Source organism: Saccharibacillus brassicae (assembly GCF_006542275.1).
GTDB classification, from domain to species: domain Bacteria; phylum Bacillota; class Bacilli; order Paenibacillales; family Paenibacillaceae; genus Saccharibacillus; species Saccharibacillus brassicae.
Genome location: NZ_CP041217.1, coordinates 4063762 through 4089224, shown reverse-complemented (window position 1 = coordinate 4089224; position 25463 = coordinate 4063762). Strand labels below are relative to the sequence as shown.

The following is a 25463-nucleotide window of genomic DNA, read 5'->3' as shown; positions in this document are numbered from 1 at the left end:
GCTTCAAAGCGTTTTTTCGTGCCGGGACCGAAACGGATTTCCCCTCCGTCCTCCCCGGCTCCCGCTAGTCTTCCCGATCCCGCGATTCCCCGCTGTCCGCCTCGCGGCTTCTCCGGTACGCGGCAAACGCCATGTATTCGCGCATGAACGTTTTCTCTTCTTCGGTCAGCTGATCCAGCTGGCAATCCGATTGCCCCAAACTTTCAAAAAAATAACGGCCGCCCGTTTCTTTGACTTCTTCGGGCTGCCATTCTTTGCCCGTCATCAGCCAATCCAGGCTTACCGAAAAATAGGCGGCGATCTCGATCAGTTTGTGCGTGCTCGGCGTGGATTTGCCTCTGCGCCAATCGCCCAAATTGCCCGCACTGATACTGAGGCGTTCGCCGAACGCCTTTTTGGTCATGCCGCTGCTCTTGATCAACTGCTCGATTCGTTCGTAGATCGACTGCAAACTGACGCCCTCCTCACGACCGCTTTTCGCTCATAATTACGCATTTGCGTATATTACCATTGAACGTTCACGTCTTTGCGTATATAATACGTTTTATGGTAAATGATCCCTTGTCCGTCTCTAATCGATTATAATTCATCCGTTTGCACATGAACAGGAGGAGCGATACGTTGCAGAGAAAAAAACCGATCACCCCGTTCGGTTGGGAAATCAAACGGCGTCTGGCGGAGCTCGAAATGGACCAGAAATCTTTTTGCGAGCTTTACGATATTCCGCCTTCCCGCCTGTCGAACCTGATCAACGGCAGCCGCAAAGCGGCCAAATACCGTAAACGGGTCTCCGAACTGCTGGACTTGTCCGCTTCTCCGACACCTTGTCAGACCCGACGCCCCGAGAGCGACTCTTTCCGCCCTTCGCAGACCGGCAGCGCAGGGAGGTTCGGCCGATGACGCCTTCCGCTTCGGACGATGCCCCAACGCCGCCCGTCCCCAGTCCGACTGCACCCTGGATCGTCATCTGTGCCCACTGCAGCCAAATCCGCCGTCCGGACGGCTGGCGGATTCCCGCGTTCGGCGAATGCAACGGCGCCGTGCTGACGCACGACATTTGCCCGGATTGCATCCGCGCGCTGTATCCCCAATACGCCTCCGTGGCGGACCGGCTTCATCGGGACGGCATGCTGCCGAATCCCTACGCACACAAAAAAGCGCAGACTCCGTAAGGAGTCTGCGCTTTTGTCGTATGCGGTAGAGAGGACTCGAACCTCCACGGGTATACACCCACTACCCCCTCAAGATAGCGTGTCTGCCATTCCACCACTACCGCATATTCAAATCGTTCATCTTGCGAACGTTCATCACCATTTCTGTTAGAGGAGTAAAAAGAAATGGTGAGCCATGAAGGACTCGAACCTTCGACACCCTGATTAAAAGTCAGGTGCTCTACCAACTGAGCTAATGGCTCAAAGTGACCCGTAGGGGATTCGAACCCCTGTTACCTCCGTGAAAGGGAGGTGTCTTAACCCCTTGACCAACGGGCCTTATTGTCCTGGCGGCTCAGTGTTTCTCAACTGGGCACAAGTAAGAGTATAGCAAATGCAGCAGATAGATTGCAAGCTTTTTTTGAAAATATTTTTAAAAAGTTATTTGGGGTGCTTTTTTCGAAAAAAAGGCGTTCCTGAAAACAAAAAGAGGCACCTTCTCAGGTTCCTCATTCGATCAAGTGTATAAGTTGCTTGTGAGTAAAAAATATGGCGGAGAGAGAGGGATTCGAACCCTCGCACCGCTAACGCAGTCTAACCCCTTAGCAGAGGGTCCCCTTATAGCCACTTGGGTATCTCTCCATAAAAATGGCTCCCCGAACAGGACTCGAACCTGTGACAACTCGATTAACAGTCGAGTGCTCTACCAACTGAGCTATCAGGGAACATTGGCTAACGTTTCAACAAGATATAATTTAGCATGCCGGGATTTTTTCGTCAACCCCTTTTTCGTTTCTTTTTGAATATGCCGCGTAAAATAAAAAAGAACCCTCGTCACCTCCGGTGAAGTTCGGGTTCTGGTAAGGGTCTTTGTGCTTGAGACGGCCGATCGCCTCCCGCTTCGTTTTCGTTTTGCGCGTTCTGAGATCCGCAAGCGCAAACGGGCTTCTCATCGTCGTCGTGTCCAGCTTGCCTTCCCTGATCCGCTTGTCGCGAATTTTTCTTGCTGCCGATTTGGCCATAGGATCGATCTCCCCGTTTCTGGAAAATGTGGCTGCCCGAATTCCGGGAGCTTTTTCCATTATACCCGATCAATCGATCTTCCGCACGTCGTCCGCGTTCAATTCTTCGAGCCGCAGATTGCCTGCGCAGCGCCCGCAGCGGTAGCGCGAGACGTCCATGCGGCGTTTGCGCTTGTATTCCATGCCGCAGTCCGCGCAGACCAACCTGTATTTGAACGGCAGTGTGCGCCTGGTTGGGTCCGGCAGCGCCTGACAGTACCGGCTCCCTCCTACCCGGGCCAGCAGGCGCTTGAAGTCGGCGTCCCGGTGGCGGTAGCCGCGTCCGGCGATGTGCAAGTGATAATGGCACAATTCATGCTTGATGATCCCTTCCACCGCTTCTGCGCCGTGCGCCGCCAACTGCCTCGGATTGATATCGATATCGTGCGAACGCAGCGCGTAGCGCCCTCCGGTCGAACGCAGCCTTGCATTGAAAAAAGCCCGATGCCGGAACGGCACGCCGAAATGTTCCAGCGATAAGCGTTCGATCCATTTCTGCAGCTCGGCGTCCGTCATCGCCTGCCCGCTTTGCATGCGGCATTCCCCCTTTCTTCGCGTTGGTTCGTTTCTTGAATTTTACCTTGCGGGTGGACTACACTGTCAAGGTAAGGTTCGGCCTGTCGGCCGCCAATTCGATAAAAAGAATATTTTATGTCTGGAGGCAACCATCCATGCAATCCACGCAACTGCCAAGACGCCGGCCCGAAGAAGTCGGCATCGATCCGCGCGGCATCCTCTCTTTCCTCGATGCCGTCGCCGAAGACCGCTTTGACCTGCGCAGCTTCATGCTGCTTCGCCGCGGCTCCGTCGCCGCCGAAGGCTGGTGGGCGCCGCACGCGCCGGAAGACCGCCACGCGCTGTATTCGGTCAGCAAAAGCTTCACGTCGACCGCGATCGGCCTTGCGGTCGAAGAAGGACGGCTTGCCGTCGACGACAAAGTCGCCGACCTGCTGCCGGAGCTGCTGCCCGAAGATCCGCATCCCAACCTGCTCAAGATGACCGTGCACGACCTGCTCGTCATGGGCACAGGCCAGTCGAAAGATCCGCTGGAACGCGTTCGCCCGGTGCCGGAAGCCGATTGGGCCCGCGCCTTTTTGGCGGCGGACGTCGAACACGCACCCGGCAGCGTTTTTGCTTACAGCAGCGGCGCGACGTACATGCTGTCGGTCATCCTGCAAAAGCTGACGGGAGAAAAAGTCGTCGATTATCTGGAACCGCGTCTGTTCGCGCCGCTCGGCATCGCAAACAAAACGTGGCAGGAAAGTCCGCAGGGCGTTACGACCGGCGGCTGGGGCCTCAAGCTGTCCAGCGAAGACCTGTCGAAGTTCGGCCAGCTCTATCTGCAAAAAGGACAATGGAACGGGCAGCGCCTGATCGCCGAAGACTGGATACGACTGGCGACGTCGAAACGTATCGAGAACGGCGACAACCAGGGCGGCGACTGGACGCGCGGCTACGGCTACCAGTTCTGGGTATGCCGGCACGGCGCTTATCGCGCCGACGGAGCGTTCGGACAGTTCTGCCTCGTGCTGCCGGAGCAGGATGCCGTTATCGTATTGACGTCCGCGATCTCGCGGACGCAGGAGCTGCTGGAAGCGGTCTGGACGCATCTGCTGCCGGCGATGCAGGATGCGCCTTCGGCGCCGGGCGCGGCGGGCGACGAAGCCGCGGAGCGGCTGCGGAAGCTCGCCTACGCGCCGGAGCCGGCGGGCGAAGCGCCGGCGGACGAGCCCTGGTCCGGCCGGACCTACCGGCTGGACGGGGAACTGGACGGCGGCCTGAAGCTTGCGGCCGTCCGCTTGACGGCGGAGCGCGAAGACTCGCTCCGGCTGGAGCTGTGGGAAGCCGGCGACGCCCCGGCCCCGGGCGAACGCCCCGCGATCGCGCTGCTCTGCGGCGCGGGCGAATGGCACAAGACCGAGACGCCGGTTCCGGCCGGCCGTTCTTCGAGCTTCCCGCCGGATCTCGGTCCGGCCCACGGCTGGTTCGGCCGCCGCGGCGACGGCTCGCTGCGGATCACCGTTCGGTTCTCGGAAGAACCGATCATCCTGGATCTGACGGCCTCGTTCGGGGCCGACCGGCTGGAATTGTCCGTGCACGGCAATCCCGAGTTCGGGCAGAAGGAACAAAAGCTGCTAGGCACGGCCGACAAAGCCGAGGAACGCGCTTGAGTTCCCTAAAGCCCCTTAAATATCGCTTGGCCTATCGTTTGGCAAACGGTTAGGAAAATCGCTGGAAAAATCGAAGCTTGAACGCGCCGAAAAGCGTCCCGGATATTAACTCCGGGACGCTTTTGTCATGAAAATTTCCGTGCGTGCCCGCTTGCGCTTAGGGCTTGGAACTCAGGCGTTCTCTACCGGTCCGCGCATCGTCAAGCCGACGCGGCCTTTTTTGAGATCCGCGTTCAAGACCCAGACCGTCACCGTGTCGCCCACGGCCACAACGTCCATCGGATGCTTGACGAACTTCGTACTGAGCTGCGAAATATGGACAAGGCCGTCGCTTTTGATGCCGATATCGACGAAAGCGCCGAAATCGATCACGTTGCGCACGGTGCCTTGAAGCTCCATGCCCGGCTTGAGGTCTTCGATCTTCAGCACGTCGGTCCGGAAGATCGGAGCCGGCAGTTCTTCGCGCGGGTCGCGGCCCGGACGCTGAAGGCTCTCCAGAATGTCGCGCAGCGTCGGCAGGCCGACTTCGAGCTTGTCCGCCAGCGCCTGGGCATCCGCCGCTTCCAGCGCCGCCGTCATGCCGGCCGTGCCGAGATCGGACGACTTGAAGCCGAGTTCGGCCAGCAGCCGGTCGACGACTTTGTACGATTCCGGGTGAATCGGCGTGCGGTCGAGCGGGTTTTTGCCTTCGATGCGCAGGAAGCCGGCGCATTGTTCGAGCGTTTTGGCGCCGAGACGCGGCACTTTCTTCAATTCGGTCCGGCTTCCGAACGAACCGTTCTCGTCGCGGTACTTGACGATGTTGCGGGCCGTCGTCTGGTTGATACCGGCGACGTACGACAGCAGCGAGGGCGAAGCGGTGTTCACGTCGACGCCGACGTGGTTAACGGCCGATTCGACGACGGCTTTGAGCTGTCCTTCGAGCTGCTTCTGCGAGACGTCGTGCTGATACTGGCCGACGCCGATCGCTTTCGGATCGATCTTGACCAGTTCCGCCAGCGGGTCCTGCACCCGCCTTGCGATCGAAGCGGCGCTGCGCTCCGCCGCATCCATGTCCGGGAATTCTTCCTGGGCGACTTTGGACGCCGAATAGACGCTGGCGCCGGCTTCGTTGACGATCAGGTACGACAGCTTGCGCGCTTTGTAGTCGCCGATCCAGTCGGCGACGAACTGCTCGGTCTCGCGCGAAGCCGTGCCGTTGCCGATCACGATCAGCTCCAGATCGTACTTGTCGACCAGTTCGCGGAACTTCTCGGACGCTTCGCGGATCTGATTGCGCGGCGGTGTCGGATAGGTGACGGCCACTTCGAGCAGCTTGCCCGTCTCGTCGACCGCGGCCAGCTTGCAGCCGGTCCGGAAAGCCGGGTCCACGCCGAGCACGCGCTTGCCGCGCACCGGCGGCTGAAGCAGCAGGCTCCGCAGATTGCCAGCGAAGATCGAAATAGCCTGCGCGTCGCCTTTTTCCGTCAGTTCGCCGCGCACTTCGCGTTCGATCGAAGGCCCGATCAAACGCTTGTAGGCGTCTTCGATCGAACGTTCGAGCAGCGGATGGACCGGAGACGAACCTTGGATAACGCGTCTGGCAATATAACGCAGGATCGGTGCGGAATCCGTCTCCAGCGACACTTTGAGCACGTTCTCGCGTTCGCCACGGTTAATGGCCAAAATGCGGTGTGGCGGCATTTTTTTGGCCAGCTCGCTGTATTTGTAATACATTTCGTAGACGGATTCCGCGGAAGCGTCTTTTGCTTCGGTGACGAGCAGCGCATGGTCCAGCGTATACGTGCGGACCCAGGCGCGAATCTTCGCGTCGTCGGCGAGCTGCTCGGACACGATGTCGAGCGCGCCCTGCAGCGCTTCGTCGGGCGAAGTCACGCCCGCGTCTTCGGACACGTAGCGCGATGCTTCGCGATCGATGTCCGCGCGGCCCGGCTGGCTCATCAGCCACTCGGCCAACGGCTCCAGCCCTTTTTCCTTCGCGACGCTTGCGCGCGTCTTGCGCTTCTGGCGAAACGGACGGTACAGGTCTTCGACCTGCTGCAGCTTGGCGGCTTCCAGAATGGAAGTCTTCAATTCTGCCGTCAGCTTGCCCTGCTCTTCGATCGTGCGCAGCACCTCGAATTTGCGTACGTGAAGACCGCGCGCATACTGCACGCCTTCTTCGATATCTCTCAACTGGTTCTCGTCCAGTTCTCCGGTCATTTCTTTGCGGTACCGCGCAATAAACGGTACGGTGTTGCCTTCGTCCAGCAGCGCTACCGCCGCTTTGACCTGCTTGCCCGCTATGCCCAGCGCCTCCGCCGTCCGGCGGAACATCGCCTCGCGCTCGGTGACCGTCATCTCGGACGAACCGGTCTCCTTGTTCAGTTCCAGATCCGACACTGTATCTCCCTCTTTCTTCCGCTGCTTGTTCTCCGGCCGCCTGCGCGGCCTTGTTCTTTTCGCGGGCCTGCTGCTCGCGCCGCGAAAAAACGGTGTACCCATTATGACAGACAGACCTCGTTGTCCGCAAACCAAAATCGAAATCCGATCGCTGCATGCCTGCGAAAAAGACGGCATGAACCGCCTGCGGCCTTGTTCTACCGTGCCAGCCAAATATGGCGGGCAAACTTTCCTTTGCGGACCGTGCAGCGATCCGCGACCTCGAATCCGGCCGCTTCGATCTCCGCCCCGATCTCCTGCGTCGCGACGACTACGCACCGGTCGGCCAGGCGCCGCGCCGAACGCAGCATGTCCATGCGTTCGCCCGCCGTCAGCACCGAACACAGATTATACGGCAAATCGAGCACGAGCGCATCGTACCGCCCTTCAAGCGTGCGCATGTCCGCGACGTCCACGCGGCCCGGCAGCCCGAAATGCGCCAGATTCTCCCGCGCGCCGATCGCCGCCAGCGGATTCAGGTCGAAGCCGTCGATCGCGATGCCCATCGAAGCGGCTTCGACGAGTACCGTGCCGATCCCGCAGCACGGGTCGACCGCGCGCACGCCGTCCGGCACGGGCACGGCAATGTTCGCGACCGCCCGAGCCGTGCGCGTACCGAGCGCGGTCGAATACTGGCGCGGCTTGGCGTTGTGCTTCAGCCAGACCGCCTCGCTCTCCGTGTAGCGGCCCAGATGCCACAAGCCGTCCGCCCAGGCGACGCCGTACAGCCGCTGCGGACGCTTCATGTCCGCCTGTCCGGCAAAGCCGGCGCCGACCGAGCGTTCGATCGCGCGGCGCTGGACATAATCGGCCTTGCCTTCCGCTTCGATATAACGAAGCTTGAACGTCTCGCCGTTCAGCGCGATCGCGGAAGCCGCCTGCGCAAGTTGTTCCAGCTTGGCCGCGCTGAACGCGATCTCCAGCTTCCCGCGGACGAAAGGACTGCGCGAAGGATCGACGTTCCGGTCGGAACGCACGAATCTTTCCCGGGGGATGCTGCCGAGCAGGAGGCGCAGTTCCATCCGGCACAGCGAGCTTTCGTCTTCGTGACAGGCAAAATCGTACATATACTTCTGTTCGTGATCGTTCTCCATCTTCCCGTCCTTTTCCCGCGCGCCCGAAAAGGCGAAGCCTGCGTACGGCCGAGCCGCCGCTGCGCTTCGCCTTGCCCGCCCGAATCGCTGCCTGCGTATATCGGGGGTTTCTTCGAATTCGAACCTTTTACGCAATCTTCCATGCCGAATCTAAAACATTCAAAATTGAAGGGTATTCTTCCAGACCGAATTCGCCAAAACGAACCTGTTCCGGCTATTTTCCGTCCCCAATTCGCCGTTTTGCGCTCCGTATCGCGGCAGATAAGCCGCTTATTCGGAAGTGTGGACCGTCTGCGCCGCGGCCGTCTCTGCCTGGCCTGACGCCGGTTCTTCGAACTCCGGCTGCAGCGGCTTGCGGCCGCGCATAAGCCCTTCGGTCAGCTTGCGGCCGGTCGGCGTCTGTGCGAGGCCGCCCTGCCCCGTCTCGCGGTGTCCGCTCGGCATCGCCGCACCGACTTCCAGCATGACGCTGACGACTTCGTCGGACGGAATAGCGCTGCGCACGCCGGCCAGCCCCATATCGGCCGCGGCCAGCGCGTTGACGGCGCCCAGCCCGTTACGGACGATGCACGGGATCTCGACGAGCCCGGCGACAGGATCGCAGATCAGGCCGAGCGTGTTCTTGAGCGCGAGGCCGACGGCATGCATCGCCTGTTCGGCGCCGCCGCCGCGCAGTTCGACCAAAGCGCCAGCCGCCATGCCGATCGCCGAGCCGACTTCGGCCTGGCAGCCGCCTTCGGCGCCGGAGATAAACGAATTGTTGGCGATCACGTAACCGATCGCACCGGCCGCGAACAATCCGTTCACCATATGTTCGTCACTCCAGCCGAAACGTTCCTGCGAACTGACGAACACGCCCGGAATGATGCCGCACGAACCGGCTGTCGGCGTCGCGATGATCCGGCCCATCGAAGCGTTGACTTCCGAGACCGCCAGCGCATAAGCCATCGCCCGCGACGAAGGATCGCCGGAAGACGGCGTGCCGTTCTCCGCCAGGTCCAGCACTTTGACCGCGTCGCCGCCGCTCAGGCCGCTGCGGGACACATTCTGTTCGGACAGACCGAGACGTACCGCTGCTTTCATCTTGCCGTAATAATCGGACATCTGCGCCGTGATCTCTTCGCGCGAAACGCCTGTTTCGGCGGCCTGCTCTTCGATCATGATCTCGGCGAGCGTCTTGCTCTCCGCCTGGCTGATCGCCGTCAGTTCTTTTAATGTACGGAATCTCATTGCGTTATGCCCCCCTGCCGCTCAAATTGATGACCGTCACTTCTTTGACTTCTTCGATCTGCCGCAGCTGCGCGAGCAGCTCCGCATCGGGCACGGAGTCCAGCTCCATCACCGTCATCGCTTCGGCGCTGCGCCCTTTGCGGTCGACGCCCATGTACCCGATATTCGTATCGCTGCCGCCGAGCCGCGCGGTCAGCGAAGCGAGCACGCCCGGACGGTCGTCGTGCAGCACGACGATCGTCGGGTATTCGCCGCTGCAGCGCACGTCGAAGCCGTTCATTTCATGAATCATGACGGTGCCTCCGCCGATCGAGGCGCCGAGCACCTGCGCGGTGCGGCCGTCCGCCGCCGTCAGCTCAAGCTTCGCCGTATTCGGATGCGGAGCCAGGCCGACGCCTTTGAAAAAGGAGATCCCGATACCGAGACGCTCCGCTTCCTCGAGCGCGTCCGCTACGCGGGCATCGTCCGTCGCGTAGCCGAGCAGTCCGCCCGCAAGCGCCAGATCTGTTCCGTGTCCCCAATACGTCTCGGCGAACGAACCGTACAAAGCGATTTTGACGGTCTTCGGCTGCTCGCCGAGCAGCTGCCTCGCAATCAGCCCGATACGCACCGCTCCGGCCGTATGTGAGCTAGAAGGACCGACCATGGAAGGTCCTATAATCGAAAACACATTTTTAAACCGCATCTGAACGTTCTCCTCGCTGTATGTTTAATCATGATCGACAAGGCCTTTTTAGGCGCAGCCGTTTATTTATAAGCACTCACCCGCTATTTTACACCTCATTCCGCCTGACGTCGACGCCTTCGCACTACTTCGACACCGCAGCGAAGTCTTATACGCGTGCAGCCGGATTCCGGGGTTCAAGCGGCTGAATCGTTATATTCATGTTAGGTATTCTACTTCATTGTCTGCTTCATGTTCTGCTTCATTGCGCTCTCTGCCTGCTTCTTCGAATGCGGTCCATTCCACGCACAAAAGAAGCCTGCAACCGCCCGGGGCGGAAACAGGCCGATTCCTCTCACCTGCCAAACGGCGAAAAAAAGAGCACGCGCGCGCGAAAGGTTTCGCACGAACGTGCTCTTTTTCCGATTGGGGCAGACCGCGCTTCCTGTCCGCGGACAGAGGCGGCCGCTCCGAATTCCGATCCAATGGCGGCTAGTGTTCCGGATTAAAAATCAACCAAGCTCAAGCTGATTTGCAAAGACTCGTCGACCCGCTTCATCGTTTCTTCGCCGAGTCTCGTAATCCGGTCGGTCAGGCGCTGCTTGTCGATCGTTCGAATCTGTTCGAGCAGGACGACGGAATCGCGATCGAATCCGTGCGTCTTGGCATCGATCTCCACGTGCGTCGGCAGCTTGGCTTTTTGAATCTGGGCGGTAATCGCCGCGACGATGACCGTAGGGCTAAAGCGGTTGCCGATATCGTTCTGGATCACCAGAACCGGACGCACCCCGCCCTGCTCGGATCCCACCACTGGCGAGAGATCCGCAAAAAATACGTCACCGCGTTTTACAAGCAATAGTTACACCCCGCTTACTAAGCGAACCAGAGTGATGTCCGCATCTTCCTCCGCATGAAACGCTTCACAAGCCATCGACAAATTGATGTGGGCCATTTCCATGTAACCCTGCTGCATCGACTCGCGGATATACCGCTTCTTCCGGTCGACCAAATACTGTCTCATTGCCAGCCTGATCAGTTCACTACGATTGGAATTTTCCAAAGCTGCGATCCCATCCACTTCCTGCAGAAGATGATCAGGCAGGCTGATCATCACTCTCTTGGTGCTTTGCAAGTTCGCCACCGTTCGTCCACCCCCATGAGCTTTTACCCGTCAACGGTCCCTTGATCTTGTCGAAAAACTCCGTTGGAATCGGGGACTGTTGAAATAGTGTATATACGATTCGTATATCACCTGTGCTGCCACCCATTATAGCTCACAATCTTCCATCCGTACACCCTATTTCTTCACACTTTACTCGGAAAGCACTCGAAACCGGTTTGGATTTTCATGCAAAAGGGGGTTTAATTCCGCAATGACAACACCCGTTCGGGTATAAATTCGCGGTACGCGATTGGCGAGCATGCACACCACTTCGTAATGGATCGTTCCCAGCTTGGCGGCAATTTCGTCCGCGGAGATGACTTCCCCGGACTGGCTGCCGAGCAGGACAACCTCCTCGCCTTCTTGGATATCTTCCGCGTCGGCGAAAGATTTGAGCGACACCATACATTGATCCATACAAATCGTTCCGGTCACCGGAACCCTGCGGCCCCGGATCAGCACTTCGGCTTTGCCGCCGAGCATCCGCGAGTAACCGTCGGCATAGCCGATCGGCAGCGTCGCGATTCGTTCGCCCGCTTCCGCCGTGTACAGCGAGCCGTAGCTGATGCCCATCGCCCGAGGAAGCGTCTTGACGAAGACGGCCTCGGTCTTGAGCGTCAGCACCGGCTTAAGCGCAACGGCGGTGCGGTTGACTTCGCGGGAAGGATAGAACCCGTACAACGAAATTCCGATGCGAACCATCTTCGGTGAAAAGCCCGGCGTGTCGATCGCGGCGGCACTGTTGCCGGTATGTATCAACGGAATTTCGATGCCTTCTTGCGCAAGTGCGTCCGTCGTGCCGCGGAACGCTTCGTACTGAACCGTAGTATAGGCCTTGTCGGCTTCATCCGCTCTGGCAAAATGCGTGAACAATCCTTCGACCTCGATCCCGTCCGCTTCAAGCGCTCTTTTGACGAAGTCGGTCGCATCCGGACCGGCGATCCGTCCGAGACGGCCCATGCCGCTGTCCACTTTGACGTGAACCTTGAGCCGGCTGCCGGAAGGGGAACGGCCCAGATGGCGCGCCGCTTCGAGCACTTCGTCGCTGAACAGGGCCACCGTGATCTCCCGATCGCGCGCGATCGCAAGTCCTTCCGGGGGCGTATAGCCGAGCACCAATATCGGCATGACGATCCCCGCTTCTCGAAGCTCCAACGCTTCATCCAGGAAAGCGACGCTCAAATAATCGGCACCGAGACGCTCCAGCTCGCGGCTGACCTCCACCGCTCCGTGCCCGTAGGCATTCGCTTTGACGCAGGCCAGCAGAAGAGTCGAAGCTCCAAGGTGCAAACGAAAAGCCTCGTAGTTGGCGCGAAGCGCATCCAGATCCACGACGGCTTGGGTAGGACGATACTGCATAGGCAAAACAGCCACCTCTAACGTAAATTTGTTAATTCCAGCGTAAGCTTGGGAAGCGGGGCTGTCAATGCCGGCAGACCAGTCCACACCGTCGAAGAATTGCAGGTACAAAGAAGGCCAGAGACAAAATCCGCCTTAATAAAAAGATTACCCGCTCCGGGTTTTTTAGAAGCGCCGCAAAGCGGCCGATTTTCCCCGGGCGGGCAATATTTTAAAATTTGGGCATTACAGCGTTCTCAAGACTCCGTTTCGCGCGGCACCCATTCGAACAAATCCCCGTCTTCCATCGCGTCGATGACCCGGTCCAGCCAGCGGTAATAACTTTCGGCCTGGCGGATTTTCTCTCGGTCTTTTTTTAACACGTTTACCGTGAACTCGCTCATATCGGGCTGTTCAAGCAGCCGATCGATCTCTTTGAGCGCCCGGCGCAGTACCTGGAGATTGTTTTCGACGGCGCGGCGCCACTGGGTAGCGAAATAGTCCGTAAACGTCTGATACCAGTCGTATTCGACTTCGTACAGATCTTTTCTGGACCCTTTTTCCCAGACCTTATTGACCATGTTCAAATCGAGCAGCGAGCGCACGCCGGTACTCATGCTCGTCTTGCTCATTTGCATTTCGCGGCCCATATCGTCGAGCGTCATCGGTTTGTCCGCAAAAAAAAGCAGCCCGTACAGATGGCCGGTCGACAGCGTCACGCCGTACAACTCCATATTTTTGCCCACGGCTTCGATCACGCGTTTGCGGATGCGCTGCACGATGTCGTGTTCTTCTTCGTTCCACTGGTCCTGGTCCAAGCCCATCCCTGAAGCCTCCTTAATCTCTTTCCCTATACGCTTTTTATAACAGGCCCGCATGCGGCGATGCAAGCTTCATTTATACTTTCTGCGCCTGTGACCTTGAAAGGTCCGGTCTCATCTGCGCAAGATTTGTCATTTTTTATTTTAGGAGAACGTCAATCAATTGTAAAGTTTCTTAAAAAAGAGCATACGTGAGCAATTTCGAGCATTTACGACTATTACTTTGTACAGTTTTTTCTGTACGAACTTAACGTACGGATATGAAGGTTGAAAAGAAAAGATTGCTTTGTTACAATTTAGGACGTTGGTATCACGGAGCTCGGTTGGTTCCGGGGACCCGGCTTTTTACCATTAAAGACGCCGTCCCCGAACCATGCAGCCTATCCACCATTCGGCGCCTGCCGGAAAAAGATGCCTTTAAATAGAAAAGAGGGGTGAACGAAATGCCGATACTCAGCATTCGGAACGTAAGCAAATTGTTCGGACCTAACGCTGCCCAGGGTATCAAGTTACTGGGACAAGGCTATAACAAGGAAAAGCTTGCCAAAGAGAAACAAATCACCGTCGGGGTCAACCAGGTGAACATGGATATCGAGCCCGGCGAAATTTTCGTCATTATGGGCTTGTCGGGCAGCGGCAAGTCGACGCTCGTGCGCATGTTCAACCGGCTGATCGATCCGACCGCGGGACAAATTCTCGTGCACGATAAAGACCTGATGAAGATGAATGCCGAGCAGCTGCGCGACGTGCGCCGCAAAACGATCAGTATGGTCTTCCAGAAGTTCGCGCTGTTCCCGCACCGCACCGTGATCGAGAACGTCGAATACGGACTTGAAATCCAAAAAGTCGAAAAGTCGAAGCGCTACGAGAAAGCGAAGCAATCGCTTGAACTCGTCGGCCTCAAAGGCTGGGAAGATAAAATGCCCGACGAACTCAGCGGCGGCATGCAGCAGCGCGTCGGCCTCGCCCGCGCGCTCGCCAACGATCCCGAAGTGCTGCTGATGGACGAAGCGTTCAGCGCGCTCGATCCGCTGATCCGCCGCGATATGCAGGACGAACTGCTCGACCTGCAGGAGAAGATGAAAAAAACGATTATCTTCATTACCCATGACCTGGACGAGGCGCTTCGCATCGGAGACCGCATCGCACTGATGCGCGACGGCGAAGTCGTGCAGATCGGCACGCCGGAAGAGATCCTGATCCAGCCGGCCAACCGCTACGTGCAGCGTTTCGTCGAAGACGTGGATTTGTCCAAAGTGCTCACCGCGTCACACGTTATGCGCCGTCCCGAGACGATTACGCCGGATCGCGGCCCCCGCGTCGCGCTGGAACTGATGCGCGAACGCGGCGTCTCGAACCTGTTCGTGATCGACCGCAGCAAGCGGCTGCTCGGTGCCATTACCGCCGAAGACGCTTCGCGCGCCGTCAAGGACAAGCTGACTATTGAAGATATCCTGATTCCGGGATGTCCCGTCTGTCCGCCGGATCGTCTGATCGGCGAAATGTTCGAACTCAGCAGCACGTCTCCGATTCCTATTTCGGTCGTGGATGCGGACAACCGCCTGATGGGCGTCGTCGTTCGCGGCAGCCTGCTTGGCGCCATGGCCGGAGAAGTGGAAAACGAAGGAGGTTATAGCCGTGCCGATTAATCTGATTACCGCCGAGATGCCGAAGCTTCCGATCGCCAAATGGGTCGATTCGGTCGTCGACTGGATGAGCATCAATCTGGAAGGATTGTTCGACGGCATCGCTTTTACAATAGAAAAAGTCGTCGACCTGTTCACGGATCTGTTCATGCTGCCCCATCCGATCCTGTTCATCGTTCTGCTGGCCGTTATCGCCTACTTCGCCGGCAAATGGAAACTGTCGCTGTTCAGCGTGTTGGGCTTCCTGCTGATCTGGAACCTCGGGTACTGGGATGCCACGATGAGCACGCTCGCGCTCGTCCTGACGTCCGGCTTGATCTCGATCATCATCGGGATTCCGATCGGGATCCTGTGCGCGAAAAGCAAAGGCGCTTCGAGCGTCATCACGCCCCTGCTCGATTTCATGCAGACCATGCCGGCGTTCGTCTACCTGCTGCCGGCCGTCACGTTCTTTAGCCTCGGCGTCGTGCCGGGCGTGATCGCTTCGATTATCTTCGCGATTCCGCCGACGATCCGCCTGACCAACCTGGGCATTCAACAAGTATCCGGCGAACTCGTGGAAGCGGCCGACGCTTTCGGTTCGACCGGCGCACAGAAGCTGTTCAAAGTTCAGCTGCCGCTTGCGATGCCGACCATTCTGGCCGGTATCAACCAGACGATCATGCTGTCGCTGTCAATGGTCGTTATCGCTTCGATGATCGGCGCGCAGGGCATCGGCGTCGAAGTGTACCGCGCCGTCACGCAGCTGCATATCGGCCAGGGCTTCGAAGCCGGGCTTGCCGTCGTCGTGCTGGCAATCGTACTCGACCGTCTCTCGCAAAATATATTCAAACCTGCTAGAAAAAGGAGAAATGCGTAATGAAAAAATTTAACTTCGGCACGAAAAAATGGTTCGGAATGACAAGTCTCGCCGCTATGCTCGTCCTCGGTGCCTGCTCTTCGGGCGGAGGCGCTTCTACCGGCGCCGCCGGCTCCGGTTCGGAATCCGCTTCGCTCGGCGACCAGGTCGACCACAAGATCATCGGCATCGATCCGGGCGCCGGCATCATGAACGCGACGCAAAAAGCGATTACCGATTACGGTCTGAGCGACTGGACGCTGATCGAAGGTTCCGGCGCGGCGATGACCGCAACGCTCGACAAAGCGATCAAAAAAGAAGATCCGATCGTCATTACGGGCTGGACACCGCATTGGATGTTCTCCAAATACGATCTGAAATACCTGGAAGATCCGAAGAAGTCGTACGGCGACGCGGAAGAAATCCATACGATCGCCCGCAAAGGACTGGAACAGGATCACCCTGAAGCTTACCAGTTCCTGAGCAACTTCAAATGGACGGAAGACGAAATGGGCGAGCTCATGATCGCGATCCAGGACGGCACGCCGGCCGAACAAGCGGCCAAAGACTTCGTGGCCGCCCATCCGGAGCGCGTCGCCGAATGGACCGACGGCATTACGCCGGCAAGCGGCGACACCGTTACCCTCGCGTACGTCGCTTGGGATTCCGAGATCGCAAGCTTCAGCCTCGTGCAGGAAATCATGCAGGAGAAACTCGGCCTGACGGTCAAAGGCCTGCAGGTCGAAGCCGGCCCGATGTGGCTCGGCGTCGCTCAAGGCGATGCCGACGCGAGCCTTGCCGCATGGCTGCCGCTTACGCACGCCGACTACTGGGGCCAGTACAAAGACAAGCTGGACGACCTCGGCGCCAACATGACGGGCGTCAAGACCGGCCTGGTCGTACCGGCTTACGTCGACGCGACTTCGATCGAAGACATGGTCGACGCGAAGTAAGATTCGAAATAAGCGACATACGATTTGAAGTAAGCGAAGTCCAATTCGAAGTCAGCAGTAAGATTCGAAGTCATGATGAAGCGATCCTTTCGGGGATCGCTTTTTGTTATGAGCCTGGGTGCGGCGTGCGGCACGATAAAGCGTGCCGGCCAAGGAGAAGCGTACTGCGATTGGAATCGGTACACCAAAAAGACGCGACCCCCACAGGGATCGCGTCTTTGGACTGCCTTGCGGCAGCGCAGGCATGCGGGAACTTCGAAGCCGTAAGCCCGCGCAAAGCGCGTCTTACGCTTTCTCGCCGACTACGCTGAAGCGTTGGTTCACATGCTTGGCGTTCTCGATCTCGTCGACGATCGCGATTGCGTAATCGGCGTAGCTGATATAGCTGTCGCCCGCGGCGTTGACGGTGAGCACTTCGCCCGCGGTCTGGTAGCGGCCGGTTCTGGCTCCGGCTTCGTCGAAGAACGCGGCCGGGCTCAGGAACGTCCAGCGGATGCCTTCGGAAGCCTGAAGGTCCTGCAGGTTCTGGCCCTGGCTGGACGCGGTCGGCTTGAACAGGTCGGGGAAGTCCGGCGTATCGACCAGGCGGGTCGTCTGCGCTTCGTCCACGAACAGGCTGCCGGCTCCGCCGACGACGATCAGGCGGGAATCCGGCGCGCCCTGGAACGCTTGGATCAGCGTGCGGCCCGCTTCGATATGGCCCGATTCCCGGCCGGGAGGCATGCCGATCGCGTTGACGACGGCGTCGAAGCCGATGACGTCTTCGGCAGTCAGGTTCATCACGTCTTTTTGCACGGCCTGCACGCCTTCCAGATCGAACTTGGACGTATCGCGCACAAAGGCCGTCACGTCATGGCCGCGCTGCACGGCTTCCTCCACGATCAACTGTCCCGCTTTGCCTGTGGCGCCGATTACTGCAATCTTCATAATATAAAACCTCCATTGGGTTGAGTGTGGACCGATCCGTGTCCGGCCGCCGAACCGCAGTACGCATCCGGCGAGTCTTTCGGATCGAGCTAATGTAACTATTATAGTTACATTAGCTTTCTTTTGTCAACCCTCTTCTGCCTGTTTCCATCGTTCGGCGCGCAAAAAAACGGCTTTTCGCGTCAACCCTCGTTGAAACGCGAAAAGCCGTCCAGATCAAACGGAATATTTGTTTACGAACAAGGCGCCGACAAAACAACGTTGTTAAAAAACGATCAGGCTTCGCCCTTAGGTCCGCGGTACAGCGCTTTGCCTTCCAGCACGCGCAGGGGTACGGTCCATTGTTCGTTGTCCGGCATCATGTCGAGCGCGTCTTCGGCCGCCTGCAGCTTGGCATCGAGCTGATCGATATAATGGAGCGCGATCGCTTCGGCCGTCTGCGGCTGCACCGGGCTGCCCCACTCGCCTTTGTTATGGTGCGCCAGCACCATATGCTGCATCAGGATGACTTTCTCCGACGCCGGGTCCATCTCAAGCTTGATCGCCGCTTCCGTGATCCAGGTCGAAGCGAGCGCCAGATGTCCCATCAGTTTGCCGGTGAAGCTGTACTCGGACACAACGCCGAGTTCGGCGGTCATCTCTTCCGTCTTGGCGATGTCATGCAAGATGATGCCCGCGAGCAGCATGTCCCGGTTCAGGAACGGACGCTGCTTGCAGAGGAACTCCGCCAATTCCAGCATGCGGACGGTGTGGTAGGCGAGACCCGCGTAGAACGCGTGGTGCATCGCTTTGGCAGCCGGATAATGCATCAGCTTGTCGCCGACCTTGTCGATGCAGTAATCGACGAGGCGGCGCAGATCCGTGTCCGAGATGCCCGCGGCGGTCGTCTTGATCGTGTAGACCAGATCGTTCGGCGGCACGGGAGCGGAGCGGATAAAGTCGGTCAGCGTGTAGCCGTCTTCCGGATCGGCCGGACGAAGCTTGCTGACTTTGAACTGCGGCTTCTCTCTGTATTTCTGGACGATGCCGCGCACTTTGACGAGCATGGGCGGGAAAAAGGTCTCTTTGTCCGCGGTGCTGACGTCCCAAAGCTTGGCCGGAATCTCGCCGCTGGCATCCGCCAGCACGAGATCGAAATAGTCTTTGGGCGGCGTGGAATTGGTCTGTTTGAGATCGGCGGACTTTAACAGGTAGAACCCGATAATATCGTCGCCTTCGATAAATTCTTTGATGGTTTTCATTGCGTTCCTCCATGAGTTGAGTCCGGGGACGAAAAACAGGTTGTTCTGGCGCCCCTTTCTTCTATTATATAGGTTTACGGCTCAGGAACGAAATACGAATCCGCACGGGTGGGCGCGATTTTTGCGAAGAGAACGTATTCATCCGGCAAAAAAAGCTTCGCGGCACGCGGACCGAACCGATTCGGACCGCTGCACCGCGAAGCACCGTGCACAATCCGGGCTTATCGGATCAACCGCACTTTGCCGCTTCCGGCCGGAACATGGAACGTCGTCCCGCGGATTTCCGCCAGAAAAGGAATCGCTTCCCCGTTCAGCTCTACCGACGAAGCGGAACGTCCGTGCACCGTCAGCCGGAACGAGGCGTAAGTCTCCCCGTCATAACCGGCATGGCTCGCTTCCCAGGCGATCTCAAGCTCGCCGTCTTGCTCGCTCTGGCTGAAGCGGTACTCGTTGTAGCTGCCGCTGCGGTAATCAAAGCTCTCGCCGTCGTCCTGCGTATGCACGTATTCGCCTGTGCCGGGATAGACGTCCAGCAGCAGTTCCTTGATCTTCAGCTCGCCCACATACTTCTGATCCGGGTAAGCGGGCAGGAACGAACCGGCGCGCACGTAGATCGGGCAGACGTCGAGCGGAGCTTCCGCCAGAATGACGCGGCCGCCTTCGAGCGTCTCGCCGCTGCGGTAATCGACCCACGAGCCTTCCGGCAGATAGACGGCCCGATACCGCTTGCCCTGCTCGATCACGGGCGCGACCAGCATCCGGCTGCCGAACAGGAACTGATCGTCGAGTTCGTGCACATGCTCGTCTTCCGGGAATTCCAGCAGCAGCGGACGCATCGGCGGCAGGCCGGTCTGTTCCGCTTCGCGCATCAGGTCGTACAGATACGGCAGCAGGCGATAGCGCAGCTTCATCGCTTTGCGGTAGGCGTCGAGCGTGTCTTCGTCGTACGCCCACGGCTCCTGATCGCGCGTGCCGATCGCCGTGTGGTTGCGGAACAGCGGGCTGAACGCCCCGACCTGCACCCAGCGCGCAAGCAGCTCCGGCGTGCAGTCGTGCGAGAACCCGCCGACGTCGCAGCCGTTGAACGCGAATCCGCTCAAGCCCAGATTGAGCGTCATCGGAATCGACAGCCGCAGATGTTCCCAGAAGCTCTGGTTGTCGCCGGTCCAGACGGTCGAATACTTTTGCGTGCCCGCGTAAGCGGCGCGCGTAATGACGAACGGCCGTTTGCCGGAAGCTTCGAGAATGCCGTCATACGTCGATTTGGACATCAAATGGCCGTAGACGTTATGGATCTCCAGGTGATCGGCGCCTCGTCCGTCGTTCTTGAAGCGCACGTCGTCCGGCAGCGGTCCGTTGAAGCTCGCCGGTTCGTTCATGTCGTTCCAGATGCCCGCGATGCCGGCGTCGAGCATGATCTTCTGATTGTCCGCCCACCAGCGGCGCACCGGCTCGTCCGAGAAGTCCGGGTAGACGGAGTCGCCCGGCCAGACCGCGTTGACGTAAGGCACGCCGTCGCGGTCGGTCGCATAGAACCCTTTTTCCAACCCTTCTTCATAGATGCCGTACCCTCGGTCTTTTTTGACGCCCGGATCGATGATCGTGACGACTTTGATCCCCATTTCGCCGAGCCGTTTCGTGAGCGCCGCCGGGTCGGGGAAACGTTCGTCGTCCCACGTGAACACGCGGTACCCGTCCATGTAATCGACATCCAGATGGATGACGTCGAGCGGCAGATCGTGTTCGCGGAATTTCTCCGCGATCTCCAGCACTCTCGATTCCGGCGCGTACGACCATCTCGACTGATGCGCGCCGAGCGTCCACAGCTGCGGAAGCGGCGTGCGGCCGGTCAATGCGGTGTAGCGCGACACGACGTTTTTGGGATCGGGACCGTAGATGAAGTAATAATCCAGATTGCCGCCGTCGGCGCCGAAGTAATAGTAGTCCGAATTTTCTTTGCCCAGATCGAAAAACGTTTTGAACGGATTGTCGAAAAAGAGCCCGTACGCGGCCCGCTCCTTCAGCGTAATGAAAAACGGAATGCTTTTGTACAGCGATTTATGGCTCTCGACATGCGGCGACGGATCGTCGGTATTCCACATTTCGTATTCGTAGCCCCGTTTGTTGAGCGGTCCCGTCTTGTCGCCGAGGCCGTAAAATTTCTCTTCGCCTTCCATCGCTTTGAGGACCTGGATCTTGTGGTGTTCGCTCGTGCGCATGGCGGCGTGGCCTTCGCCCTCCGCGATACTGACGTTGCCCCGGCGCGGGAACGGTTCGCGTTCGCCCCGGTAATCGAGGCAGAGCGGCGTGCCCGCGGCATCGTAAAAGTCGACTTTGAAATGATCGTAGACGCGCACGATCAGCTGCTCCGTGACGATCTCGATCCGTCCGTCGCGTTCGCTGACCGTATAATCGCATACCACGAACGCCGGATTCGGCTGCTCGACCGCGCGCGATTCATGCTCCTGCGTGTGCAGCGGCGCAAACACGTTGATGACTCCCGCGTTCACGACTTCGATCCGCCCGGTGCCTCCTTCGAATTGAATCGAGACGCGGCGTCCTTCTTTTTCGTATCCTGTTCGTTTGCCCCACATATCGCTGTTGTCCTCCTTCGGCGTCATATCGTGCTTTCTCTCTATTAACCTTGAACGATGGGGGAAGCGTTGTCAAATGGGCAAAAAAGCACAAATAAACGTTTTCTCTGCGGGCGCCTCTTCGGCAAGCCGGTACGCGCGGAAGCCCAAAGTTGACACCTCCGCTTATATATCGTATTATTCGAATATAACGATATATAAAAGGAGTGAGCCGTATGACCCTTCCCGACTTCACCGGGAACGACCTGCAAAAATTCGACGAGCCGGCCAATCTGCTGAAAGCTCTGTCCCATCCGGTGCGGCTGTGCATCGTACGCGGACTCATGCGCAAAAAGAAATGCAATGTGTCGTACATGCAGGAATGCCTCGGCATCCCGCAGTCGACCGTCTCGCAGCATCTGCAAAAGCTGCGCGGCGCGGGCATCGTCTCGACCGAACGCAGCGGGCTGGAAATGAATTACGTGTTGGCGGATCGACGGATCGAAGAAATCGTAAAAGCGTTATTCGGAGAGGAAGAGTGCGAATCGTGAGCAAAAAAGTATTGATCGTCGGCGGCGTGGCGGGAGGAGCTTCGGCGGCTGCGCGGCTGCGGCGCCTGGACGAACACGCAGACATTATCCTGTTCGAAAAAGGCCCTTATATCTCGTTCGCCAACTGCGGCCTGCCTTATTACATCGGCGGAGCCATAAACGATCGCGAACGGCTGCTCGTGCAGACGCCCAAAGGAATGGCCGACCGCTTCCGCATCGACGTGCGCACGAGAAGCGAAGTGATCTCGATCGATCCGCAGCGCCGCACCGTGCAGGTGCAAAGCGGAGAACGCGGCCTGTACGAGGAAAGCTACGACGAGCTGATTCTGTCGCCGGGCGCCCGCCCGGTCGTGCCGGACGTGCCGGGCGCCGACCATCCGCTGATCCACACGGTGCGCAATATTCCGGATATCGACCGGATCAAAGAACAAGTATCGCCGGGCGGCGGCAAATCCGCTATCGTGATCGGAGGCGGATTCATCGGGGTCGAAATGGCGGAGAACCTCAAGGAAGCCGGTCTGGACGTCACGCTGGTCGAAGGCAATGCGCAGCTGCTCGCGCCGTTCGATCCCGAACTCGCCGCGATTCTGGCGCAGGAGATGGAGCAGCGCGGCGTTCGGCTGCTGTTCTCGCAGCGCGTGCAGGGCTTTCGCTCCGTCGGCGCCGGAATCGGCGTCGAGCTGCCCGGCAATCGCGTGCTGACCGCCGATCTCGTCATTCTGGCGATCGGGGTGAAGCCGGATACGGCTTTTCTCGCGGCAAGCGGCCTCGAACTCGGCCCGCGCGGACATATCGTCGTCAACGAGGCGCTGGAGACGAGCGCTCCGCACGTGTACGCGGTCGGCGACGCGATCGAAGTCGCCGATTACGTGCACGGCACCCGGACCGCGGTGCCGCTGGCCGGCCCGGCCAACAAGCAGGGCCGCATCGCGGCGGACCGGATCGCCGGCCTGAACTCGACGTACCGCGGCACGATGGGCACCGCCGTCATCAAAGTGTTCGACCTGACGGGCGCTTCCGTCGGCAGCAGCGAGAAGACGCTCAAGCGTCTCGGCGTCCCTTACCGCAGCGTCATCGTGCATCCTTCGTCGCACGCTTCCTATTATCCGGGCTCCAGCGCGATCACGCTGAAGCTGCTGTTCGCGCCGGAAGGCAAAGTGCTCGGCGCCCAGGCTGTCGGCTACGCAGGCGTGGAGAAACGGATCGACGATATCGCTGTCGCGATCCATTTCGGCGGGCAGGTGCAGGATCTGACCGAACTGGAGCTGAGCTACGCGCCGCCGTTCTCTTCCGCCAAAGATCCGGTGAATATGGCCGGCTACGCGGCGGACAATATTCTCTCCGGCCGGGTCCGGTCGTTCTCCTACGACCAACTGGCCGACCGCCGGCCGGAACGCTCCGTGCTGCTCGACGTGCGCAGCGAACTGGAACATGCCGGCGGGCATATTCCCGGCTCGATCTCTATCCCGGTCGACGAGCTGCGCGACCGGCTCGGCGAACTGGACCCGGCCCTGGAAGTCTGGGTCTACTGCCAGGTCGGGCTGCGCGGGTATACCGCGTCCCAAATCCTGCGCCAGCACGGCTTCGACGCGCGGAATCTCAGCGGCGGCTACAAGACGTACCGGCAGGCCGCGTTCCGGCCGCGGGAGCTGCCGTTCGATCCCGATTCCGATCCCAATTCCGATCCCGGTTCGGGCTTCGGTTCCGATCGCGAGCCCGATTCCGATCCCGATCGCAGCTCCGGTTCCCACTCCGGCTCCGAATCCGATTCGGACTCCGGCTTCGACCGCAGCCCGGATGGCGACCGCACCTCCGCCCCCGCTGGCCAGGCAGCCGAAGCGTCCGCAGCCCCGGATGCCGGGATGCTTCCGCAGGAGACGCGGCCGCTTGCGGTCGACCGCGAGCTGGATGCCCGCGGCTTGAGCTGCCCCGGTCCGCTCATGCAGGTCAAGCAGGCGATGGATCAGCTCGCGGACGGGCAGACGCTGCGCGTGCGCGCGTCCGATCCCGGCTTCTACGAAGACATCCGCGCCTGGGCCGATATGACCGCGTCTTCGCTGCTGCGGCTCGAACGCGGAGCCGGCGGCGTCATCGAAGCGACGCTCGCCAAGCGCGCAGCCGCGCCGGACCCCGCTGCGCCGCATACGCCGGCCGTGGCCGAACCGGCCAGCACGATGGTCGTGTTCAGCGGAGAGCTGGACAAAGCGATCGCGTCCTTCATCATCGCCAACGGCGCGGCGGCCAGCGGACGCAAAGTGACGATGTTCTTCACGTTCTGGGGACTGAACGTGATTCGCAAGCCCGAACGCCAAACCGTCAAGAAGACGACGATGGGCCGCCTGTTCGATCTTATGCTGCCCCGCAGCAGCCGCAAGCTCGGCTTGTCGCGCATGAATATGCTGGGTGCGGGACCCCGAATGATTCGCGGGCTCATGAAGAACCACAACGTCGATTCGCTGGAATCGCTGATCCAAAGCGCGGCCGATCAGGGCGTCGAGATGGTCGCCTGCCAGATGTCGATGGACCTGATGGGCATCCGGCGCGAAGAATTGATGGATCACGTACAGAGCGGCGGCGTCGGTCATTATCTCGGCCGGGCGGCACAGGCCAACCATAATCTGTTCGTCTGAATGCCGTACGTCCGGCGTTCGAACGCCGGACGCACGGCATCGGCAGACATGCCGAAAAGATCCGCTCCTTCCAAGTAAGGGAGCGGATCTTTGGCGTGCAAGGCGAATGCCGCGCGTTCTCTACGGTTCCATCTGTTTGTGCCGCATCAAGCGCTGGATATGAACGGCCAGATACGCCAATTCGTCGTTGGGGATCGTTTTGCCGTACACCTGCTCGATATAGTCCTTGATCTTGAGCGCGCCCAGCATCGCCTGCGGATACAGCCCGGCAATCTGGTCGAACAGTGCATTGTCGCTTTCTTGCAGCATTTGATCCGAGAAGAAACGCTCCGCGAAAAATTTGACGTGCGTAATAAAGCGGGTATAGTGCACATTGTCCGTTTCCAGATCGAGATGAAAATTGTAGCGCGCCAGATTGACGATGCTGGCGACCATCTTGGCATACCGCACGCCGTTGCCGTTCGAAGATTCGCCTTGTTCACCCTGGGCGTTAATGAGGTGAAACGCGATATTGGCCGCTTCTTCGACCGGCAGTTCGATCGATAACGCTTCGTTCACCCGCTGGAGCGCATACGTCCCGACCCGGAATTCGTCCGGGTAATAGTTTTTGATCTCCCAGTAGACTTTGTTCGTAATATTGATGCCTTGGCGGAACCGTTCGACGGCGAAATTCAGATGGTCCATCAGTGTAAAATAGACGCTCGTGCTCAGCTTGACGCGCAGCTGCTGCTCGGCATGCACGACGATCTGCTGCGTCAGTTCGGCGAAGATCGGCGGCACCGTATCGAGCAGACTTGCCAGTTCTTTCACCCGGTCGTGCTCGACCGGAATGAACACTTGATGGACCTGATCTTCCTGGACCGGCGTACCGACTTTTTTGCCGAATCCGATCCCTTTGCCGAACAAAATAAACTCTTTGTGCTGGTCGTCTTCCGCCAAAATGACACTTGTATTCAACACTTTTTTCAGTCTGAGCATAGTCTGCACCTTC

At 59.1% G+C, this 25463-nt stretch carries 21 protein-coding genes, 5 tRNA genes and 1 pseudogene; 7 read left to right on the top strand and 20 right to left on the bottom strand.

Translation table 11 applies throughout. From position 1 onward, the window contains the following. Positions 1–64: 64 nt before the first annotated feature. A complete protein-coding gene (locus FFV09_RS16955; protein ID WP_141448923.1) occupies positions 65–451 on the bottom strand; it encodes a helix-turn-helix domain-containing protein in 387 nt (128 codons plus the stop codon). Positions 452–621: 170 nt separating this feature from the next. On the opposite strand from FFV09_RS16955, the gene FFV09_RS16950 reads away from it, so the two are divergent. Together FFV09_RS16950 and FFV09_RS16945 are read left to right on the top strand one after the other, a co-directional pair. Beyond that, entirely contained in the window at positions 622–900 is a 279-nt protein-coding gene (locus FFV09_RS16950; protein ID WP_237401667.1) for a hypothetical protein, read from the top strand. Beyond that, positions 897–1172 (top strand): hypothetical protein, encoded by a 276-nt coding sequence (locus tag FFV09_RS16945; protein WP_141448922.1) that lies wholly within the window; start codon positions 897–899, stop codon positions 1170–1172. Before FFV09_RS16950 ends, FFV09_RS16945 begins: the two co-directional genes overlap by 4 nt. Before the next feature lie 21 nt (positions 1173–1193). Here the strand turns inward: FFV09_RS16945 and FFV09_RS16940 are convergent. The 7 genes from FFV09_RS16940 to FFV09_RS16910 form a co-directional block, all read right to left on the bottom strand. Next, positions 1194–1276 (bottom strand) — tRNA-Leu (locus tag FFV09_RS16940). Between the two features lie 62 nt (positions 1277–1338). Beyond that, positions 1339–1414 (bottom strand) — tRNA-Lys (locus tag FFV09_RS16935). 4 nt (positions 1415–1418) lie between these two features. Continuing rightward, positions 1419–1490 (bottom strand) — tRNA-Glu (locus FFV09_RS16930). Between the two features lie 211 nt (positions 1491–1701). Beyond that, a tRNA-Ser gene (locus tag FFV09_RS16925) sits at positions 1702–1793 on the bottom strand. 7 nt (positions 1794–1800) lie between these two features. After that, positions 1801–1876: transfer RNA gene (locus FFV09_RS16920), tRNA-Asn, on the bottom strand. Positions 1877–1906: 30 nt separating this feature from the next. Beyond that, positions 1907–2173, bottom strand: coding sequence for a hypothetical protein (locus tag FFV09_RS16915; RefSeq protein WP_141448921.1), 267 nt, complete (start codon positions 2171–2173; stop codon positions 1907–1909). A gap of 69 nt (positions 2174–2242) precedes the next feature. Then, a complete protein-coding gene (locus tag FFV09_RS16910; RefSeq protein WP_170315160.1) occupies positions 2243–2728 on the bottom strand; it encodes a SprT family protein in 486 nt (161 codons plus the stop codon). Positions 2729–2883: 155 nt separating this feature from the next. Between FFV09_RS16910 and FFV09_RS16905 the strand changes: the two genes are divergently transcribed. Continuing rightward, a complete protein-coding gene (locus tag FFV09_RS16905) occupies positions 2884–4383 on the top strand; it encodes a serine hydrolase domain-containing protein (RefSeq protein WP_141448919.1) in 1500 nt (499 codons plus the stop codon). Between the two features lie 171 nt (positions 4384–4554). On the opposite strand, the gene FFV09_RS16900 is transcribed toward FFV09_RS16905, so the two are convergent. The 8 genes from FFV09_RS16900 to FFV09_RS16865 all read right to left on the bottom strand — a co-directional run bounded on the left by FFV09_RS16900 (position 4555) and on the right by FFV09_RS16865 (position 13116). Beyond that, a complete protein-coding gene (locus FFV09_RS16900) occupies positions 4555–6765 on the bottom strand; it encodes a Tex family protein (RefSeq protein ID WP_425472193.1) in 2211 nt (736 codons plus the stop codon). Between the two features lie 197 nt (positions 6766–6962). Beyond that, positions 6963–7898, bottom strand: coding sequence for a TRM11 family SAM-dependent methyltransferase (locus FFV09_RS16895; protein WP_141448917.1), 936 nt, complete (start codon positions 7896–7898; stop codon positions 6963–6965). A 270-nt stretch (positions 7899–8168) separates the two neighbouring features. Then, on the bottom strand, positions 8169–9128 hold the full coding sequence (gene sdaAA, locus FFV09_RS16890; protein ID WP_141448916.1) for an L-serine ammonia-lyase, iron-sulfur-dependent, subunit alpha: 960 nt from the start codon (positions 9126–9128) through the stop codon (positions 8169–8171). 4 nt (positions 9129–9132) lie between these two features. Next, positions 9133–9813 carry an L-serine ammonia-lyase, iron-sulfur-dependent subunit beta gene (gene sdaAB / locus FFV09_RS16885; protein WP_141448915.1) on the bottom strand — a complete coding sequence of 227 codons (681 nt, stop codon included), beginning with the start codon at positions 9811–9813 and terminating at the stop codon, positions 9133–9135. Between the two features lie 484 nt (positions 9814–10297). Continuing rightward, on the bottom strand, positions 10298–10648 hold the full coding sequence (locus FFV09_RS16880; protein ID WP_018975909.1) for a type II toxin-antitoxin system PemK/MazF family toxin: 351 nt from the start codon (positions 10646–10648) through the stop codon (positions 10298–10300). A gap of 3 nt (positions 10649–10651) precedes the next feature. Continuing rightward, the gene (locus FFV09_RS16875) at positions 10652–10933 is read right to left on the bottom strand and encodes a CopG family ribbon-helix-helix protein (protein WP_018975910.1); all 282 of its coding nucleotides are present in this window, start codon (positions 10931–10933) and stop codon (positions 10652–10654) included. A gap of 171 nt (positions 10934–11104) precedes the next feature. Then, positions 11105–12313, bottom strand: a complete 1209-nt coding sequence (gene alr, locus FFV09_RS16870) for an alanine racemase (protein ID WP_170315062.1) — start codon at positions 12311–12313, stop codon at positions 11105–11107. Positions 12314–12549: 236 nt separating this feature from the next. Further along, complete coding sequence (locus FFV09_RS16865) at positions 12550–13116, bottom strand: GbsR/MarR family transcriptional regulator (RefSeq protein WP_141448913.1); 567 nt, start codon at positions 13114–13116, stop codon at positions 12550–12552. Positions 13117–13556: 440 nt separating this feature from the next. Here FFV09_RS16865 and FFV09_RS16860 point away from each other — a divergent pair, with 440 nt between their 5' ends. Beyond that, a complete protein-coding gene (locus tag FFV09_RS16860) occupies positions 13557–14762 on the top strand; it encodes a quaternary amine ABC transporter ATP-binding protein (RefSeq protein ID WP_141448912.1) in 1206 nt (401 codons plus the stop codon). Between the two features lie 16 nt (positions 14763–14778). Next, positions 14779–16535 (top strand): annotated as a pseudogene (locus FFV09_RS24560) (glycine betaine ABC transporter substrate-binding protein); the annotation flags it as partial. A gap of 300 nt (positions 16536–16835) precedes the next feature. Here the strand turns inward: FFV09_RS24560 and FFV09_RS16845 are convergent. From FFV09_RS16845 to FFV09_RS16835, 3 genes are all read right to left on the bottom strand, one after another. After that, positions 16836–17477: an NAD(P)-dependent oxidoreductase gene (locus FFV09_RS16845; RefSeq protein WP_141448910.1), complete on the bottom strand. Its 642-nt coding sequence runs from the start codon at positions 17475–17477 to the stop codon at positions 16836–16838. Between the two features lie 275 nt (positions 17478–17752). Then, positions 17753–18718 carry a 3'-5' exoribonuclease YhaM family protein gene (locus FFV09_RS16840; RefSeq protein ID WP_141448909.1) on the bottom strand — a complete coding sequence of 322 codons (966 nt, stop codon included), beginning with the start codon at positions 18716–18718 and terminating at the stop codon, positions 17753–17755. A gap of 221 nt (positions 18719–18939) precedes the next feature. Continuing rightward, complete coding sequence (locus FFV09_RS16835; RefSeq protein WP_141448908.1) at positions 18940–21312, bottom strand: glycoside hydrolase family 31 protein; 2373 nt, start codon at positions 21310–21312, stop codon at positions 18940–18942. Positions 21313–21527: 215 nt separating this feature from the next. On the opposite strand from FFV09_RS16835, the gene FFV09_RS16830 reads away from it, so the two are divergent. Both FFV09_RS16830 and FFV09_RS16825 read left to right on the top strand, forming a co-directional pair. Next, positions 21528–21842, top strand: coding sequence for an ArsR/SmtB family transcription factor (locus FFV09_RS16830; RefSeq protein WP_141448907.1), 315 nt, complete (start codon positions 21528–21530; stop codon positions 21840–21842). Then, entirely contained in the window at positions 21839–24472 is a 2634-nt protein-coding gene (locus tag FFV09_RS16825; RefSeq protein WP_141448906.1) for an FAD-dependent oxidoreductase, read from the top strand. The genes FFV09_RS16830 and FFV09_RS16825 overlap by 4 nt, the downstream gene beginning before the upstream one ends. Before the next feature lie 120 nt (positions 24473–24592). Here the strand turns inward: FFV09_RS16825 and FFV09_RS16820 are convergent, their stop codons facing one another. Then, positions 24593–25450, bottom strand: a complete 858-nt coding sequence (locus tag FFV09_RS16820) for a PRD domain-containing protein (protein WP_141448905.1) — start codon at positions 25448–25450, stop codon at positions 24593–24595. Between the last annotated feature and the right edge of the window lie 13 nt (positions 25451–25463).

Coding starts and splice junctions, on each gene's coding strand:
- FFV09_RS16840 (WP_141448909.1), bottom strand. CDS start 18,718: ATGAAAACCATCAAAGAATTTATCGAAGGCGACGATATTATCGGGTTC.
- FFV09_RS16865 (WP_141448913.1), bottom strand. CDS start 13,116: ATGGGCTTGGACCAGGACCAGTGGAACGAAGAAGAACACGACATCGTG.
- FFV09_RS16905 (WP_141448919.1), top strand. CDS start 2,884: ATGCAATCCACGCAACTGCCAAGACGCCGGCCCGAAGAAGTCGGCATC.
- FFV09_RS16845 (WP_141448910.1), bottom strand. CDS start 17,477: ATGAAGATTGCAGTAATCGGCGCCACAGGCAAAGCGGGACAGTTGATC.
- FFV09_RS16895 (WP_141448917.1), bottom strand. CDS start 7,898: ATGGAGAACGATCACGAACAGAAGTATATGTACGATTTTGCCTGTCAC.
- FFV09_RS16915 (WP_141448921.1), bottom strand. CDS start 2,173: ATGGCCAAATCGGCAGCAAGAAAAATTCGCGACAAGCGGATCAGGGAA.
- alr (WP_170315062.1), bottom strand. CDS start 12,313: ATGCAGTATCGTCCTACCCAAGCCGTCGTGGATCTGGATGCGCTTCGC.
- FFV09_RS16830 (WP_141448907.1), top strand. CDS start 21,528: ATGACCCTTCCCGACTTCACCGGGAACGACCTGCAAAAATTCGACGAG.
- FFV09_RS16910 (WP_170315160.1), bottom strand. CDS start 2,728: ATGACGGACGCCGAGCTGCAGAAATGGATCGAACGCTTATCGCTGGAA.
- sdaAA (WP_141448916.1), bottom strand. CDS start 9,128: ATGAGATTCCGTACATTAAAAGAACTGACGGCGATCAGCCAGGCGGAG.
- sdaAB (WP_141448915.1), bottom strand. CDS start 9,813: ATGCGGTTTAAAAATGTGTTTTCGATTATAGGACCTTCCATGGTCGGT.
- FFV09_RS16945 (WP_141448922.1), top strand. CDS start 897: ATGACGCCTTCCGCTTCGGACGATGCCCCAACGCCGCCCGTCCCCAGT.
- FFV09_RS16835 (WP_141448908.1), bottom strand. CDS start 21,312: ATGTGGGGCAAACGAACAGGATACGAAAAAGAAGGACGCCGCGTCTCG.
- FFV09_RS16820 (WP_141448905.1), bottom strand. CDS start 25,450: ATGCTCAGACTGAAAAAAGTGTTGAATACAAGTGTCATTTTGGCGGAA.
- FFV09_RS16860 (WP_141448912.1), top strand. CDS start 13,557: ATGCCGATACTCAGCATTCGGAACGTAAGCAAATTGTTCGGACCTAAC.